This window comes from Algoriphagus sp. UBA3586 (assembly GCF_002376385.1).
Classification (GTDB): domain Bacteria; phylum Bacteroidota; class Bacteroidia; order Cytophagales; family Cyclobacteriaceae; genus Algoriphagus; species Algoriphagus ornithinivorans.
This window is the reverse complement of record NZ_DFMT01000026.1, coordinates 257,240-273,561: the sequence shown is the minus strand read 5'-3', so window position 1 is coordinate 273,561 and position 16,322 is coordinate 257,240. Positions and strand designations below refer to the sequence as shown.

Below are 16,322 nucleotides of genomic sequence, written 5' to 3'. Positions count from 1 at the left end.
CAATTTGAAAGCAATTCACAACTGATGAGCGCTCCATGTACCGCTACATTCGGCTGTGATTCCTACAGGAAAGTACCAATTTGAAAGCAATTCACAACGCGCTTTGAGATTGATCTGGCGGAGCAGTCGCTGTGATTCCTACAGGAAAGTACCAATTTAGTTCGCTAAGAAATTATATTCAATGGTGCTCATGAATCTCCCTTCGGTCGATTTGAAAGCAATTCACAACCGGGAAGGAATTCTAAGCAACCCTGAGAGTGCTGTGATTCCTACAGGAAAGTACCAATTTAGTTCGCTAAGAAATTATATTCTATGGTACTCATGAATCTTACTTTGGTTGATTTGAAAGCAATTCACAGCAGAATAATTGTTGTTGAATCGAAAATTCTACTTAAGATCAATAAAATTGAGCTTAATCTATAGACCTATCTCACATACGTTTGAAGGACGTAAAACAAAGATAATTCCCCCTAAGCAGCCCCTAATTCGCAAACCCTAAAAATGAGTTTCTCTGAATTTCAGATTTTTGAATTTAGCCTTCATCTTTACAGTCCACCACCTCTCACGCTTCCATCATTTCCGGTATTGATGAGTTCTTGGTAGTCATCCATATCCATGCCTTTGCTGAACCTTCGGATATTATAACTGAAAGTCAGCATGACATAGCGTTGCAAGACATTGGTTTGTACATCTTCAATAAAGGTCTCAGAAATGTTTCTGCGAATGTTGTTGTTCTGCCGGAATAGGTCATAGACATTCAAGCTGATTTCTCCTCGCTGATTATTGAAGATCTTCTTGCCCAAACTCATATTAACCAAGGTGAAATTGGTGTCAAAGCCTTCGGAAAGGCCAGAATTCACTTGATGGGTCAAATCCAGTCTATACACAAAACCTTCCCAAATGATCCAGTTGAAATTGATTCTTCCCCGCTGATTGAAAAACTTGTTATTCAAATTCGGATTGAGTGTATTTTCTACATCATTAAAGGAAAATCTTGTCCAGATGTTAAAGTCAATCTGATCGCTGATATTACTGCTGATAGAGAACCCTGTACTGAGTCTTCGAGAGTTATTAAAACCGTTTTGCTGATTGACTAAAGTTGGCCTTTTGGTGTAAGCCGCCCCGAAATTCATATTGAAATTGGACTTGATAAATCCTGCAGGAATACCATAACTCAACCAAGATCTAAAATCCCAATAACCATCTAAGTTTACCGGTCTAAACAACTGACTGCCCTGTTCCAAGATGATTCCATTTTCAATTTCGGTTGCTTCTTGTGCAATAAAGGAACTGTTGCTGATTGTGTTTTTTACAAAAGAGGACTGAGCAAAAAGGAACCAGTTCCTGTCTGTTTCAGGATTGTTGCTTCTGAATCTTACTCTCAATCGGTTACTGTAAGATTGATCCAAATCCGGATTTCCTACATACAATTGCAATGGATTGGAGTTGTCGACTACCGGTTGTAATTGCCTTAAGTTTGGCTCATTGGTTCTGGTATCGTAATCGAACTCTATATTTGTGTTATCAGAAAATTTATAATCAATTCTGACACTTGGCTGGAAACTTTGGAAAGTCCGCAGCAAATCAAAAGTCAAAGGAAAACCCTGGCTATTGTCCAGTTTGGCATTTTGATATTGTCCTTCCACCTGAAATCTCAAGCCATCTTTTGAATATTGATAGCCTAACTCCACTTCCTGAGTTAAAAACTTGCTTTCAAAAGTATTACTCAAAGCAGTATCCAATCTTAATTCAGGATCACCTGGTGTTTCATCGATCACATCAAAAATCAACTGGTCTGAATCATTAATTCGGTTTCCGATTTCATATTCCAATTCAAATTGGCTTCTTTCACTCACTGCCTCTGTGAAGGAAATTCCTGTTTCCCAGGAAAGCCCAGTTCGGTCTCTGTTTATCTGTTGGTTGATGGTTTCAGTTCGGAAAGTAGGGGAGAAAAACTGGTTTTCAGCCAGTCGGTTGGCCCTATCCTCATTGGCATTATTTCCCAATCTAGCTCTAACAGTCATGGTTCTTCCGGGCTTATCAAATTTGTGACTGTAGAAAAAGCGATTGAATAGATCGTAATCCTTGTTTTTTGATGTTCGAGTATTCTCTACTGAATTGATCAAATCCACTCCATTGGTCGTTTCCCCAAAGAAATCTGAGTTTTCTGTTTCGAACCTTGCCGAAAATCTAGGGATATATAAGATCCTGTTCTTCTCATCAATATTATATTCGAAGCGCATATCAAATTGATGCTGGTTGTTCAATCTGGTATCATTGCTTACTTCTTCATAAAATTGATCCGTTTCATTATTGGTGATAAACTCACGGAAGCGTATTTCCTGCCCGATATTTTCTCTGCTGCTGAATACATAGCTTCCCGAGACCTTTATTTTTTTACCCCAAAGATCTGAATAGTTTAAGCCAGCCAAATTTGTATTAATGATCCCATTTTGAGGTCTCGCATTGTCCTGAGCATTGGGGTCGGAGGAGTAATCAGTCAGGTTAATATTATTGGAAAGTCCAGTAAATGTGATACGCTGATCCTCGTTGAAAGCATTGATACTTGCTCCCACTACATAGCGATCATCGCTTCCATAGCCTGCTGAAGTACGTCCAAATTGCCCCTTTCTTCTATTAGGCTTAGTGATGATGTTGATCGTTTTAAGCCTTTCACCATCATCGAAACCACTCAATCTGGCTTTTTCGCTTAGCTGATCAAAAATCTCAATGCTTTGAATTACCTCTGCAGGCAAATTTTGTAAGGCTGTTCGTACATCAGTTCCGAAAAATGGCTTTCCATCCACCAATATCTGCCCAATATTTTCACCTTGAGCCTGCAAAGCTCCATCAGCGGAAGTTACTCCCGGTAATTTTTCAATCAGTGTCTGAGCGCTGGCATCCCGCATAGTCTTAAAGGCATCAGCATTATATAGGGTCGTATCTGACTTTTGCTGACTGGTAGATCTTCTTGCAGAGATGGTAACCTCCTCCAAAGCAGTTGCCTCTTCTTGGATGGAAATGACACCTAGGTCAATATTTCGTGCAACTTGAAGACTTCTAAACAGGTTTTGATAGCCTAAATATTGAACTTTCAATAGGTATTCCCCCTCGCGGACATCGTCGATTTCAAAATTTCCATCTAAATCTGAAATCATTCCATCCACCTGGGTGGAATCGTTTACACGGAGAAGTAAGATGGTTGCATTGGGGATTGCTGTTTTGGAGCCTGATTCCTGAACTCGCCCTTTGATAGAGTAGGTTTGGGCAATTAATGTGGTAGTTGCAAAAAAGAATAGCAGGATACTAAATTTTACTCTCATGGGTAGGTTTACTGTAATTCGCTGGTTTGAAGCGAAGATTGGTTTTAGTTTTCAATACAAAGGAAAGTCCTGTCAGAACTAATTGTTTGAACTTTTCGCTGAGCGGTCATATGGGAAAATGAAAGCATACCGATCGTGTAAAAAATTAGTCTTTATCATGTTATAAGTGCCTGATAATTTTATGATTTAGCTTCCTTTTTTGTAAAAAATGACAATGCCTGTCAGAAATTTATGTAAATTTTATAAACCTGTTGATGTTTATAAAAGTAACATTTTATATTAGTACTCGTAAAACAGGTCAATCATGGAAAAGCTAGAAAAAATCAACATCACCACTAAAAATTTGGCATCAGGGAATTGTCAGGTAAAGTTTGTTGTCGAAGATGATCAGGATTCAAGGTACGGGTATCTTTTGATGACAGAGCCGAAGCCGGTAGGTGAGATCATTTTGGAAATTCAGCGAAAGTTGGAAAATAGAAGAATGGCTGAGCGGAATATCAATCCCTTGTTTCCTGTTGCCCCAGCTCAGGATGATCCTAACTTTTATTTATTCTCGGCATGAGTTTTCTAGCTTCCAATCTCCGGTTTTTGAGAAAGCAAAAAGGCATTACCCAAAGTGATCTAGCCGATCAGTTGGACGTGCAAAGGACTATGATTTCTGCATACGAGGATGGGCGTTCAGAGCCCAAACTTGCTGCCCTTCAAAAGATCTGTGAATTATTGGAAGTTGGGATGGATGAGTTGATCAATCATGATATTGAAAAGCTTGGAAGAAAAGCTATTCAAAAGCGAGATCTGAACATTTTGACTATCGCGGTAGACGATCAAGACAGGGAGAATATTACGCTGGTAGGTCAGAAAGCTTCTGCAGGATATTTGAATGGTTTTGCTGATCAGGAATACATGGAGAAGTTACCACAATTCCGACTTCCTAATTTAGCAAGCAACGCGACATACAGAGCCTTTGAATTGGCGGGAGATTCCATGCTTCCCTTGATACCTGGCACAATCGTAATTGGTGCTTATGTGGATCATCTCAGTTCTATCAAAAGTGGTAGAACTTATGTGCTCGTTACCCAAACAGAGGGGGTGGTTTACAAGAGAGTTTTTAACTATTTATCCGAAAATGGAAAGCTCTTTTTGGTATCGGATAATGAACATTATAAGCCCTTCGAGGTAAAAGGTGAAGATGTACTGGAGGCATGGGAAGTCAAGGCCTTTATCAGTACTGATTTCCCAAATCCGGGAGATAAGAAAAAGCCTTTAAGTTTGGATGATTTGGGCGAGATGATTAAAGATATTCAATTGGATTTGAAAAAGCTGAAAGGTTAATTATTCATCTATCAAGCTCTGAAATCCTTCCTGGATTTTCCCCACTGCATCAAAAGCTGGATCTATGTTGACTACTCCTTTGCCCAATTCATGCCAATAGCCATCACCGCAATCAATGTAATGACCTCTCTTGGTACCTGGCGATTCCTTAGCCATATCATAATGATAATCCGGAGTAAAAACCAATTTCATCAATTGAATGGCGTATTCCCAATTGATGGTTCTGCTTTTACCATTTTGCTCAAAAATCACCTTTCTATTGGAAAAATGAACCGATACGGAGCAATCAACAGTTTTTTCAGAGTTGACTATTCTATAATGAACCTGAAGAGGAGCTTCTTTTTTGGTGGTTTCATAAATGGCTTGAATCAGATCCTGAGCCATTAATTGCCATTCTTCCTGATTGGCAGGAGTTTTATAATCCTTTACTTTACCTGATTCTGTTAAACCAATTCTAATTCCTCCTTCATCCAGAGATTTGCCTGTCCATCTAGAAGTGGAGATCAGTTCCTGAAGAGATTTGACCCAAACCTGATCAATAGGGCCATCATATTGATAATCATCGTTGAGTGTAAAGCCTTCATCTAAGATTTCTTCTTCCGAAAGCTCCTCTCTATCAGTGTAATGTAATTGAAGTTGAGCTTGAAGTTCCTTGCCCGACCAGTCCAAAGTCATGTGAAATACATGGGCATAGGGAGGTGGGGTGATTCCTGAATCATATTCGAAAACTAATCCTGTAACGTTTGATTTTGGGGAACTCATAGCTTGAAGTTTGTGCAAAAGTATATTTTTTCCACTGATAAAGCAGTTATTTTGCAAGCAAATAGCTGATTGATGGAAGATGTATTGGAAAAGATAGCAGAGGAGATTTATACCAAGTCCTATGTGGTCATAGATAATTTCGTGGATGAGATCTTTAGAAAAGCCCTTTTTGATGAACAAACTGATTTACTCGAAAAAGGAAAGTTTCGAAAAGCTGCTGTAGGTTCAGGTGATAAAAAGCAAGTGATACCTGAAATCAGAAGTGACGAGGTGCTTTGGATGGATGAAGAAAACCTCAGCCCACTTCAACAAGAATATTGGAATCGTGTGGAAGAAATCAAGACTATTTTGAACAGGAGATGTTTTCTAGGATTGAAGTCATTTGAGGGCCATTTTGCGAGGTATCCTATAGGTTCTTTTTACAAGCGTCATCTGGATCAATTCCAACAAGTTCCTTATCGGGAGGTCACAGTTATCCTTTATGTAAATGACCAATGGACTGAGGCGGATGAAGGGGCTTTGCGCATGTATCTTCCCAATCCCGATGGTACAGAGCGAATAGAAGATTATTTGCCAATGCCAGGTAGGTTGGTGGTTTTTTTAAGTGCTGAAATCCCACATGAAGTCTTGCCTACAAAAAAGGAAAGAAATAGTATTACAGGCTGGCTAAAGACTATAACCTAACGGAGATTTATGTTGATTTCTCTGACTTGATTAGCTTTCAGTTCAAAACTGCATTTTTCAAATGATGGTGGAGTAAAAATTACTCGCGGGTTATTAGAAAATCCATATTTCTCGGAAGGATAGCCAAATGGATTTTTGTTTAACTCACCATTTTCGTCCTCATCATGGAAAGTTGAAATGGAGTATTTCCCTGGTTTTAAATCTAAAATGGCAATTTTTGATTCCTGATTTTTTATAGGTAGTGAGATGGCCTTAATCGCTTTTTTTCTATTGTCAGGAAATCCACTTTCCTGATCAAAAATCAATATTCTTACCATGCCTTGGTTTGATCTGCAATTCGAGACCGTCAAGGATATACTTGCTAAATCTTGGTTGAAATTTGGTCCTTGAAATAAGAAATGAAAAACTATCAATAGGATTTGTATCATTCAAGCAGGCTTTTTCTGGCTAATTTGCCATTTGCAGTCTCAGGAAATTTGGGTAGGCAAATAATCTCCTTTGGCCTTTCAAAACGGGATAAAACAAGTTCAAGTTGCTTTTTTAAATTTTCTGCCTGATCCGCTTCAATTTCTTTCCTTTCCAGAAACAGAATTACTTTTTGTCCCAAGGATTCATCCTTCTTTGAACTGATAAGGAAACGCGTATCCGGAAAAATCGCTTGAATTGAATCCTCGATTTTATTTTCAATTTGTTCAGGGTGAATCTTTACACCTCCAGAATTGATCACAAAGTCCAACCTGCCTTTCCAAATAAATTGATTAGGAGAAAGCAACTCAATTTGGTCATTTGTTTGGATATTTTGAGGCCCGCTCATTGGGGATTTTATCCAAAGTGCATCATTTGAATCTGTTCCGATTTCTACACCCGGCAAGGTGCTGTAAATTAATTCTGGCTGGTCAGTTATTCGAGCTAATGCAACATGTGAAACAGTTTCTGTCATACCGAAGGTTTGCCAAGCAGCAATTCCATGTTTGACTATTTTAGATTTTAATTTTTGGGAAAGAGGAGCTCCACCTATAATTACTTGTTTGATTTTCTGCAATTTTTCTAAGCTCTCAGGCTTCTCTATACTATTTTCCACCTGTAGTGGCACCATTGCTACAAATTCAGGTAATTCATCCAAATTGATTTCACCCAGTGGATCTGAACTTGCAGCTACAATTTGGATGGGAGCATCCCAAACCATTGCTCTAACAAGCATCATTTTTCCCGCGATATAGGCAGGATTTAGGCAGCAAAGTAGTTTGGTGTCTTTACCTACCTTGAAAAATCCCTGAGTTGCTTTAGCACTGGCTTCCATTTGAAACTTTTCTAGTAAAATGGTCTTAGGCACACCTGTCGAACCCGAGGTTTGTTGAATAAATTTTGTTTCTCCAATTTTCCAAGCCTGGCAAAAAGCCAATGCCTCTTTTAAGAAATCAGGAAAGTCTGATTGGATCTGAGTAAAATCTTCAGGTTTTTGAAAAGTGAGGTGATGATATTTTAATTGAAACATAATGTTTTAACTCTTGTAAGCAGACTTCGGGTTCGAAAGATCAACAAATTCCGTGGAAGGCTGTTATCTTGCAAAAAAATCTGATTTTTAACCAAAACGGAAATCATGGAGTGGATTACTGCCAAAGAATACGAAGATATCACCTACAAGAAGTGCAACGGGGTTGCCAGAATAGCTTTTAACAGACCTGAAGTAAGAAATGCCTTCAGGCCCAAAACGACAGCCGAACTTTATGATGCTTTTTATGATGCTCAGGAGGATACCTCTATTGGAGTGGTTTTGTTGAGCGGAGAAGGACCTTCCTCCAAAGATGGAAAATGGGCCTTTTGTTCAGGAGGGGACCAAAAAGCTCGAGGTCATCAAGGGTATGTGGGGGATGATGGATATCACCGTTTGAATATTCTGGAAGTTCAGCGCTTGATTCGCTTTATGCCAAAGGTAGTGATTGCTGTCGTTCCGGGCTGGGCTGTAGGAGGAGGACATAGTTTACACGTGGTTTGTGATTTGACCTTGGCTAGTAAGGAAAATGCAATTTTTAAGCAAACTGATGCAGATGTAACCAGCTTCGACGGAGGTTATGGTTCAGCTTATTTGGCTAAAATGGTGGGTCAAAAAAAGGCGAGAGAAATATTTTTTCTAGGTAGAAATTATTCTGCCCAAGAAGCTTATGAAATGGGGATGGTAAATGCAGTCATTCCTCACGAAGAGTTAGAGGAAACAGCTTATCAATGGGCTCAGGAAATTTTAGAAAAGTCCCCAACATCCATCAAGATGCTCAAGTTTGCCATGAATCTGACTGATGACGGGATGGTGGGTCAGCAGGTATTTGCCGGTGAAGCTACCCGTTTGGCATATATGACAGAAGAAGCGAAAGAGGGTAGGAATGCCTTTTTGGAGAAAAGAAAGCCGAATTTCAAGGATATTAAGTGGATTCCGTAGACTGTTGATAGGTTGAGTAGCTGTGGGATTGGGTTATTGAGTTATAGGTTACTTAGTTATTCGACATTCATCATTCGATGTTCGATATTCCAATGAGGAATTGATGAGTAATCGAGTAACTGAGTAATTGATTAATTGAGTAGGCGTCAGGGGAGAGGTTATTGAGAGGAGCCTTGCTCAGGGTTCAGGGTTCATTGTTCTACTTCAAATCCAACTGATTCTTCCGCCAAGTAGACAAGATGTATCCGAGAGTCATGCAAATCCCAGAGGGATTTGAGATAGGTAGTAATGATATATGCAGACACCCTCACCATGCTGTAGGCATGGAAGAATTTGGAATTTTTGTTCATCGTTCACCGTTCATGCATTTTTTTAAGGCGTGGGGGAAGAATAGAAGTTGGGAGTTCCTCGTATCCCGAACGCTTTTGGGGTGTAATTCTTAATTCAAAACTAGTCAGGGCTTTCGTACTTCCCGTGTTTTCTCATACCGCTACCTTCAAAACCGGTAAGTGCATCGCCCATGTCTTTTCTAGCTTCTTCAGCATAGCCTTGTAGCTTAGCCAGAATTTCCGGGTTTGCTTCGGAGACATCCTTACTTTCAGAAGGATCTATTTCCAAATTATAAAGCTCGGCTTTTTCCAAATTAACATGCGTGTATTGAACCGGAATTCCATCATTTCTCAAGACGGTTCCTTCTGGCAGAGTTCTATAGCGGTGCGGAAAAACAAGCTTCCATTTTCCATAAATCACTGCCTGCAACTCATTTCGGTTATAGTAGGCAAAATAAGGCTTGTCCTCTTGCTGTTCTCCCTGAATCATGGACCATATATTCCTTCCATCAATAGGAAGCTCAGGTAATTCGGTACCGGTTATTGCTGCAATAGTTGGTAAAATATCCACAGTCATGGCAGCCTGACTTTGTACTGTTCCCGGTTTAATTTTTCCAGGCCAGGTGAAAATAGCCGGAACCCTGATTCCGCCTTCCCAGGAAGTGCCTTTGCCCTCTCTTAATCCACCGGTCAATCCTGCATGTGCTCCATAAGAAAGCCATGGACCATTGTCTGAAGTAAATATGATTAAGGTATTTTCTTCTAGGTCCAACTCTTTTAACTTTTTACGGATTTCGCCGACTGACCAATCAATTTCCATAATCACATCCCCATACATTCCCTGAGAAGACTTCCCTTTGAATTTTTCAGATACAAAAAGGGGAACATGCGGCATAGAATGAGCTAAGTAAAGGAAAAATGGCTGATCTTGATTTTTCTCGATAAATTCTAACGCTTTATCGGTATACCGGGTAGTTAGCAAACTTTGATCATCCAAAACTTCAAGGGTTGAGTCACCTTGAATCAATGGTAAAGGTGGATAATAGTCTTTAGCCTCAGGATGATGAGGCCACATATCATTAGAATAAGGCAATCCAAAATAGCTATCAAAGCCTTGTTTGCCCGGTAAAAAGGGTGCTAGATGGCCTAAGTGCCATTTGCCCACCATGCCTGTTGTATAGCCTTGCTCTTTGAGTAACTCAGCTATCGTAGTTTCGTCCGGATTCAATCCATGGCTAGCTGTATGATCCAAAGCGCCGAAGATTTCAAGGCGATTGGCGTATGTTCCTGTCAATAAAGCAGCTCTTGAAGCAGAGCAAACTGCATGAGGTACATAAAACTGGGTGAACTTGCTGCCATCTTCAGCCAATTGGTCCAGATGAGGAGTTTGCCATTCACTTGCTCCATAGCTTCCCAAATCGCCGTAGCCCAGATCATCTGCAAAAATTAAGACGATATTTGGTTTTTGTATTGGCTCTTTAACCTCTTCTTTTTGACAGGAAAAACAGAGTAAACATGAGAATAATAGAAGTGCTAGGGTCGATTTCAAGGCTGTTCTTTTTTACTTATAAAAACTTCAGTGTTACTTATTTTTTTCCAGATGCTTTGTCCAATTTTTTCTCCCTGAGCCACTCCTTCTTCAATCGCATCTCTAAAATGAATTCCTCCGTAAAGGCGGGAAATCGCCGCTTCTTCGGATGCTTGTAAAAAGGACTGAAACTGTCTTTCAGGTAAGCCGAAGTAAGTCTCAGATGTATCTAGAAAGTCAAAATCATGCCCAAAATACCCTGTAAGAATTACAGCTGAGGCTCGAGAGATTACTGAGTGACCAGAGGTGTATTCCGGAAAAGGAGGGGTTTGAAGCAATGGCTTCCACCTTTGATCCAATTCTCTGTTTATGACTGTCTCAGGACGGATTCTGTCCGTTTCATATTTTGCTTTCCAACATGAAATAAAGGCATCATGCAAAGTCATTCCAACCAAAGCATGAATGTAAGCAGTTTCTGCAAAGCTTAATTGTTGTTTTTCTGCCGCAATTCCTGTGATTCCCATCCAGTGCCCACCTGGAGAGATTTTTTTTACCCCCATCGCCATATGTCCGGAAAATTCTACCATAAATGGGTTGCAATCCCAAAAATTGGCTATGAGTTTTTGTTCCTCATTCAAGCTTTTGACGGTTTGATAAACCTCCATCAGTTGGTTACGAAAGGAACTGCCTTCCTTCAAATCATAAGTTGCCATAGGGTTTGGAGAAAACTGGTTCAAATCCTGAATGTAAAAAGTTTTAATAGTTCTCCATTCAGGTTCAACAGCACCCATATAAGCCGGTGGAGTAGGGTACCAGTTGCCAGCGCCTTCTTTGGGACTGTATCGAGTTAGTGTGGGGAGTTCAAGGTAACCATCTGCTTTGGCCTGGGTTAGAACCGAATTCGCAACTGTTTTTGCAAAATTGATGTGCGCCTCCAGTTCTTTCTTTTTGAAAAGCTTGTTCTTTAGAGCAAAAGCCACCCATTTCTCTTGCTTTTCTTTCATAAGATAACCTGAAGGCATAATACTTTCACCTACCAAAAGCATGGCATAAATTGCTGAAAACTCGGGTGAACTGATTGGATTTCTTTCTACTTCGAGACTATTTAGCCGAGATGGTCCAAGTAAGTCCGGGTGTTTGAATTCCTTTCCTTGCTCTCTAATAGCCAAATAGGAGGCTAGGGTGGAATAGGCGTAGATCCTAGCAGCTACCGGAGGACTTGCTACGTCCGTGACCATCACTTCAGTTAGATGAAATAGCTTCTCTCTATAGGTCTTTGGCCAATTCAAGGATTGCGCATTTACTTGATTCAAGCGAATTGTTAATAGAAGAATAACCAGGTAAAGGGCTTTATTTCTCATGGTATTGATAAAGTTCTAAAGCTTGTCCATGAATCCCAAAAAGCAAGAAGTTTTTTCCTGCTACTTCAATCGGTAAAACTGATTTGATATCACCTTTGATAGCTAAACCTGATTCAAATGGGTAAGCAGTTTGGAAATTTCCCTTTCCATCACCTTTAAGCACTAATCCAAGCCCTGCATCTATGTTCCCTATCCGGATCCTGGTTTGTCTTTGATTTCCTCCTAGTAACAAATCAATATGTCCGTCTTGATCAAAATCCCCGGTTTGAATTTGAAAAATGGGGAAAGCCTGAGCCAAACTTGGGAGCTTTTTGGCAATGAAACCAGTTCCTGTGTTTTCAAATACAAATGAACTTAGACTGTTGGCTTCTAAAATTTGGGCGGCATCCAAGTCTTTCTGCGAAAATAAATCTTGCAACTTAGCATCAGCATAACTTTCATAATTAGTGAATTTGCTCCTCATGGAGACCATTTGATCCAGTAATTCATCCCGGCTTGCAAACGGATAGGCCTCTTCACCAATGTAGCATTCCAAAATAGGATCTATGGACCCATTTTGATCAAAGTCGGAAGCGTAGAGCCGAAGTTTTTTTTCTTCGCTGACCTTAAATTGGGAGTTGTTTCCAAAATTCCCGGCGATGATATCCAAATCCCCATCACCATCTACATCTGAAGCATGAAGGGCGGTCCACCATCCTGATCTATTATCCTTAAAGTATTGATCTGTTTGATTGCTAAAGGTTTTTCCTTGCTGATTAATCAAAACGGTGATAGGCATAAATTCCCCAGCAATCACTAAGTCAGGAAACCCATCTTCATTAAGATCTAGGTTAAGGCTGGTATGAATCAAACCCAATTTTCCGTTTTGAGGTAAAAATTGATCAGTTTGATCTGAAAATACCCCCGATCCATCATTTATTAGGATTTTGCTCAATGGAGTCTCCGGGTATCTTCCCGGAATCACTTTTCCTCCTATAAATAGATCTAAGGCTCCATCTTGATTAATATCTAATGCTTGGGCTGTACCAGTTGATAGGGTATAGGCTGGAAAGTTTTTCTGAAGGCTTAATTTACCTGTTCCATCATTAAGATAAAGTCTGTCTTGGAGAGCCTCGTCACTACTCAGATAATCATGATACCCTCCACTTCCAATAAATAAATCCAACCAACCATCAGCATTGAAATCCTCAAAAATGGCAACTGCATCGGTGTATTCATCGGAGGATCTAAATCCTGAATAAACGGACCAGTTGCTTCCATCAAAGCTGAAAATCATTCCAGACTGACCTTTGGTGCCTCCAATAAAAATTTCAGGAATTCCATCCTGGTTTACATCTCCTTTTGCTAAGACTGGGCTGATGGCTCCTGGCATTACAGTCATCAGAGGCTGTCTTTTAAAATCATTAAATCCTATAGATTTAGGCTTAAAATCCGGTAGCTTCTCTACTTGGGTGAAAATAGTTTGTGTAGCGAGAGCTTTTGGAGTGGAGATAATAGCATTGCTGTGGCTCAAGGTATTCAGACTATTGATTTTAAGGTCGTAGACGGTTTCAGCTTTTCCATCGGGCCATGAGATCAAGGCTGAATCAATACTTGTGTATTCTCCTAATCCAAAATGAATTCTATATGTACTGCTAGACTGAAACCCACGGACTACCTGAAGTTCTTGTATTTGCTGACCACCTTTACTGTACACTTTAATTTCGGAGCCTAGCCCGAAAGGATTTAATTCTGGTCCTTGAAGCTGGAATTGAATCCAGTTTCCTTTCTTTCCTGTATTTTCAAAAATGTCTGCCGTTGTATTCAGATTACTGACGATTAGATCTAAATCTCCATCATTGTCCAAATCCGAATAAGCTGCTCCGCTGGAAAATCCTTTTTCATCAAATCCCCACTCTTTTGATCTGTTTTTGAAATTCAGGTCACCTAAATTTTGAAAGAAGTAATTGGAGATAGGAGTGGAGCTCATAGAAGTCACCAAGTGCAGAGTGTCTGCCTTTTGGTTTGCTACAGCTTGTTTGAAATAATAGTCTCCTTTGTATTTTAAAAAGTCCCGATTGGTGTAATCTCTGAAATATCCATTGGTAACCATCAAGTCTTTGAAGCCATCGTTGGTTGCATCAAAAAACAAGGCTGACCAAGACCAGTCGGTATTAGAAATTTCTGCTAATTGACCTACTTCTGAAAAATTCCCATTGCCCAAATTAAGTTGGAGCATATTTCTCATATTTTGATGATAAAAGCCTTTTTTGATCATCAATGCATATTGCTCGTAATTCTCCGGACCGTAAAGAAGCTTTTGCCTTCGGTTATCTTCCGGTAGCATATCTAAGGTGTAAATATCTTTCAGCCCATCATTATTGATATCCGCTATATCAGCTCCCATGGAAAAGTGCGAAATATGCTGAAAGAAGGAAGCCAGTTCGTCCTTGAAGGTGCCATCCTTTTGATTGATATAAAGGTAGTCTGGCTCTATATAATCATTAGTGACTAGAATGTCTGTCCATCCATCCCCATTTATATCTGAGGCAATGACTGCTAATCCAAAGCCTAAGGCCGAGCCTTTGATGCCAGCTGACTGACTGATGTCTATGAACTTACCATTATCATTTCTATACAGCTTGTCGCCCGCAGTAGGATGTCTAATTTGCTTGACCTCATCAAACTCCAATTCATTGATGACTTGGATATGATGATTAAGTAGATAAAGGTCCAAATCACCGTCTCTATCGAAATCGAAAAACAATGCCTGAGTGGAATTGGAGGGGTCCGCTATACCAAATTGCTCTGCTTTTTCTTCGAATTTAAATCCACCCTGATTGATCCAAAGTTCATTTTTGCGGCTTTGTTCATCTCCTTTCCCTGAATAAGAGATATAAATATCCAGCAAACCATCAGCATTGACATCTGCCATACTCACTCCCGTAGCCCAGGCTTTTTTCCCACCTATTCCAGCCGGTTTGGTTAAATCTTCAAATTTAAGACCTCCCAGATTTTTGTATAGCCTATTGGAAACCATATTTCCGGTGAAGAAAATATCGTCTAATCCATCATTGTCCAAGTCGCCTATAGCTACTCCGCCGCCATTGTAGAAATACTCATAGCGGAGTATATTATTGTATTGATCCTCGGTCAGTTGGTTTTTAAAATTGACCTTGGATTTGCTGGCCTTGAGAAGTTGAAATTTTGCCTCGAAATTTTCCTGAGCAATTACTGAAAAAGAGAAGAAGCAAATCCCCATAAGCATCCAAAATAGGATTTTAGTAAATGCCTTTGTATTACTGGTGCTCATGGGTACACTAATTATCCTAATCTGCTAATAACATCTTCAAAAAGCTGTTCATTGACCACGGCTACTCCTCCCATTAATCCCACATCCTGTCCCAATTGATAGAGAGCCAATTGTGATTTTTCTCTGGATTTGGCCATGCTGTAGATATTAAGCGCTTGTTGAATTGGCGTGATCAAATATTGATTGGCCTCTGCCACTGATCCTCCAATGATGATCAATTCTGGGTTGAGCAACTGGATCAGCATGGATATTCCTCTTCCCAAATCCAATCCTGCCTCGGATAGAATAGTGATGGCCCGTTGATCTCCAGCCAATGCAGCTTCTACCACGATTCCCGGCTCCAACTCTCCTTCATGGTCCCTAACCATCCTTGCTAGAATACTATCTTTATCCAATTTGATGGCTTCTTCTGCCATTTTCACAATGGCTGTTCCTGAAGCAACCGCTTCCAAGCAACCTTTCTTTCCGCAAATACAGGTGATATCCCTTGATTCAAATATTGGTGAGTGGGAAAATTCCCCTGCAAAACCAGAAGCACCTCTATAGATTTTACCATCTATAATGATTCCTAAACCGATTCCCCAACCCACGAAGAGTCCTAGTACATTTTTGTGAGAGTGATCGGAACCGAATTTAAATTCAGCAAGCGTCATCGCTCTGGCATCATTCTCCATAAAAATCTTTTTCTGGAATCTGGATTCAAAGTTTTCTAACAATGATTTTTTGCCAAAGCGGAAATAAGTGTAATTGATGCCTCCAATAGAATCCACTAGGCCTGGCATAGAAATTCCGATAGCAATGATTTTATCTGATTCTATCCCCGTTTTGGCTAGATAATGGTCTATGATATCACAGATTTTATCGAAAGTTTCCTTTTCATTATCCAACACGATCTTGTGGCTTTCTTTGGCTACTGCTAAGGTATGATTGCAGGAATACAGCCCAACATTCATATTAAACTTTGAAAGATCTACAGAAAGGACATAGAAAGCGTCTTCCGCCAATCTGTAGAGATCAGGCTTTCTTCCTCCTTGAGATTCTGCACGACCATGTTTGATGACTTCTCCAGAACTCATCAAGTCTGTGAGTAGAGAATTGACCGTAGGAAGGGAGATCCCTACCTCATTGCAAATTTCACTGGCTGTATTCGCTCCTTTGAGGTATAGGTTCTTAATGATCTTTATCTTATTGAGATAACTCTTTATTTCGACTACTCCCTCCATCTTTTCGATGAGGGCATTTGGATTTATTAGGTTCATAAATTCTAGTTGTACCTG

Annotated in this window: 13 protein-coding genes; 4 read left to right on the top strand and 9 right to left on the bottom strand. The window is 40.0% G+C overall.

The window, feature by feature from the left end:
- Nucleotides 1-545: 545 nt before the first annotated feature.
- Nucleotides 546-3,323 (bottom strand): outer membrane beta-barrel protein, encoded by a 2,778-nt coding sequence (locus B2906_RS09100; protein WP_286938411.1) that lies wholly within the window; start codon nucleotides 3,321-3,323, stop codon nucleotides 546-548.
- Nucleotides 3,324-3,627: 304 nt separating this feature from the next.
- Between B2906_RS09100 and B2906_RS09095 the strand changes: the two genes are divergently transcribed.
- Nucleotides 3,628-3,885 carry a hypothetical protein gene (locus B2906_RS09095; protein WP_286938402.1) on the top strand — a complete coding sequence of 86 codons (258 nt, stop codon included), beginning with the start codon at nucleotides 3,628-3,630 and terminating at the stop codon, nucleotides 3,883-3,885.
- Nucleotides 3,882-4,655, top strand: coding sequence for an XRE family transcriptional regulator (locus tag B2906_RS09090; RefSeq protein ID WP_286938392.1), 774 nt, complete (start codon nucleotides 3,882-3,884; stop codon nucleotides 4,653-4,655). Before B2906_RS09095 ends, B2906_RS09090 begins: the two co-directional genes overlap by 4 nt.
- Here B2906_RS09090 and B2906_RS09085 read toward each other — a convergent pair whose 3' ends face one another.
- Nucleotides 4,656-5,417 (bottom strand): hypothetical protein, encoded by a 762-nt coding sequence (locus B2906_RS09085; protein ID WP_286938383.1) that lies wholly within the window; start codon nucleotides 5,415-5,417, stop codon nucleotides 4,656-4,658.
- Between the two features lie 72 nt (nucleotides 5,418-5,489).
- Here B2906_RS09085 and B2906_RS09080 point away from each other — a divergent pair, with 72 nt between their 5' ends.
- On the top strand, nucleotides 5,490-6,101 hold the full coding sequence (locus tag B2906_RS09080) for a 2OG-Fe(II) oxygenase (protein ID WP_144604351.1): 612 nt from the start codon (nucleotides 5,490-5,492) through the stop codon (nucleotides 6,099-6,101).
- Here B2906_RS09080 and B2906_RS09075 read toward each other — a convergent pair.
- Together B2906_RS09075 and B2906_RS09070 are read right to left on the bottom strand one after the other, a co-directional pair.
- Nucleotides 6,098-6,529, bottom strand: a complete 432-nt coding sequence (locus B2906_RS09075) for a DUF2141 domain-containing protein (RefSeq protein ID WP_286938377.1) — start codon at nucleotides 6,527-6,529, stop codon at nucleotides 6,098-6,100. The two genes, B2906_RS09080 and B2906_RS09075, sit on opposite strands and share 4 nt — an antisense overlap.
- A complete protein-coding gene (locus B2906_RS09070; RefSeq protein ID WP_286938369.1) occupies nucleotides 6,526-7,596 on the bottom strand; it encodes an AMP-binding protein in 1,071 nt (356 codons plus the stop codon). The genes B2906_RS09075 and B2906_RS09070 overlap by 4 nt, the downstream gene beginning before the upstream one ends.
- A 105-nt stretch (nucleotides 7,597-7,701) precedes the next feature.
- Between B2906_RS09070 and B2906_RS09065 the strand changes: the two genes are divergently transcribed.
- Nucleotides 7,702-8,535 (top strand): 1,4-dihydroxy-2-naphthoyl-CoA synthase, encoded by an 834-nt coding sequence (locus B2906_RS09065; protein ID WP_144604348.1) that lies wholly within the window; start codon nucleotides 7,702-7,704, stop codon nucleotides 8,533-8,535.
- A gap of 191 nt (nucleotides 8,536-8,726) precedes the next feature.
- Here B2906_RS09065 and B2906_RS09060 read toward each other — a convergent pair whose 3' ends face one another.
- From B2906_RS09060 to B2906_RS09040, 5 genes are all read right to left on the bottom strand, one after another.
- A complete protein-coding gene (locus tag B2906_RS09060; protein WP_219958536.1) occupies nucleotides 8,727-8,885 on the bottom strand; it encodes a hypothetical protein in 159 nt (52 codons plus the stop codon).
- A gap of 100 nt (nucleotides 8,886-8,985) precedes the next feature.
- Entirely contained in the window at nucleotides 8,986-10,413 is a 1,428-nt protein-coding gene (locus B2906_RS09055; RefSeq protein ID WP_286938363.1) for a sulfatase family protein, read from the bottom strand.
- A complete protein-coding gene (locus B2906_RS09050; RefSeq protein WP_286938361.1) occupies nucleotides 10,410-11,753 on the bottom strand; it encodes a vanadium-dependent haloperoxidase in 1,344 nt (447 codons plus the stop codon). Before B2906_RS09050 ends, B2906_RS09055 begins: the two co-directional genes overlap by 4 nt.
- Nucleotides 11,743-15,045: a VCBS repeat-containing protein gene (locus B2906_RS09045; protein WP_286938351.1), complete on the bottom strand. Its 3,303-nt coding sequence runs from the start codon at nucleotides 15,043-15,045 to the stop codon at nucleotides 11,743-11,745. The genes B2906_RS09050 and B2906_RS09045 overlap by 11 nt, the downstream gene beginning before the upstream one ends.
- 11 nt (nucleotides 15,046-15,056) lie before the next feature.
- The gene (locus B2906_RS09040) at nucleotides 15,057-16,304 is read right to left on the bottom strand and encodes an ROK family transcriptional regulator (RefSeq protein WP_286938347.1); all 1,248 of its coding nucleotides are present in this window, start codon (nucleotides 16,302-16,304) and stop codon (nucleotides 15,057-15,059) included.
- Nucleotides 16,305-16,322: the final 18 nt, after the last annotated feature.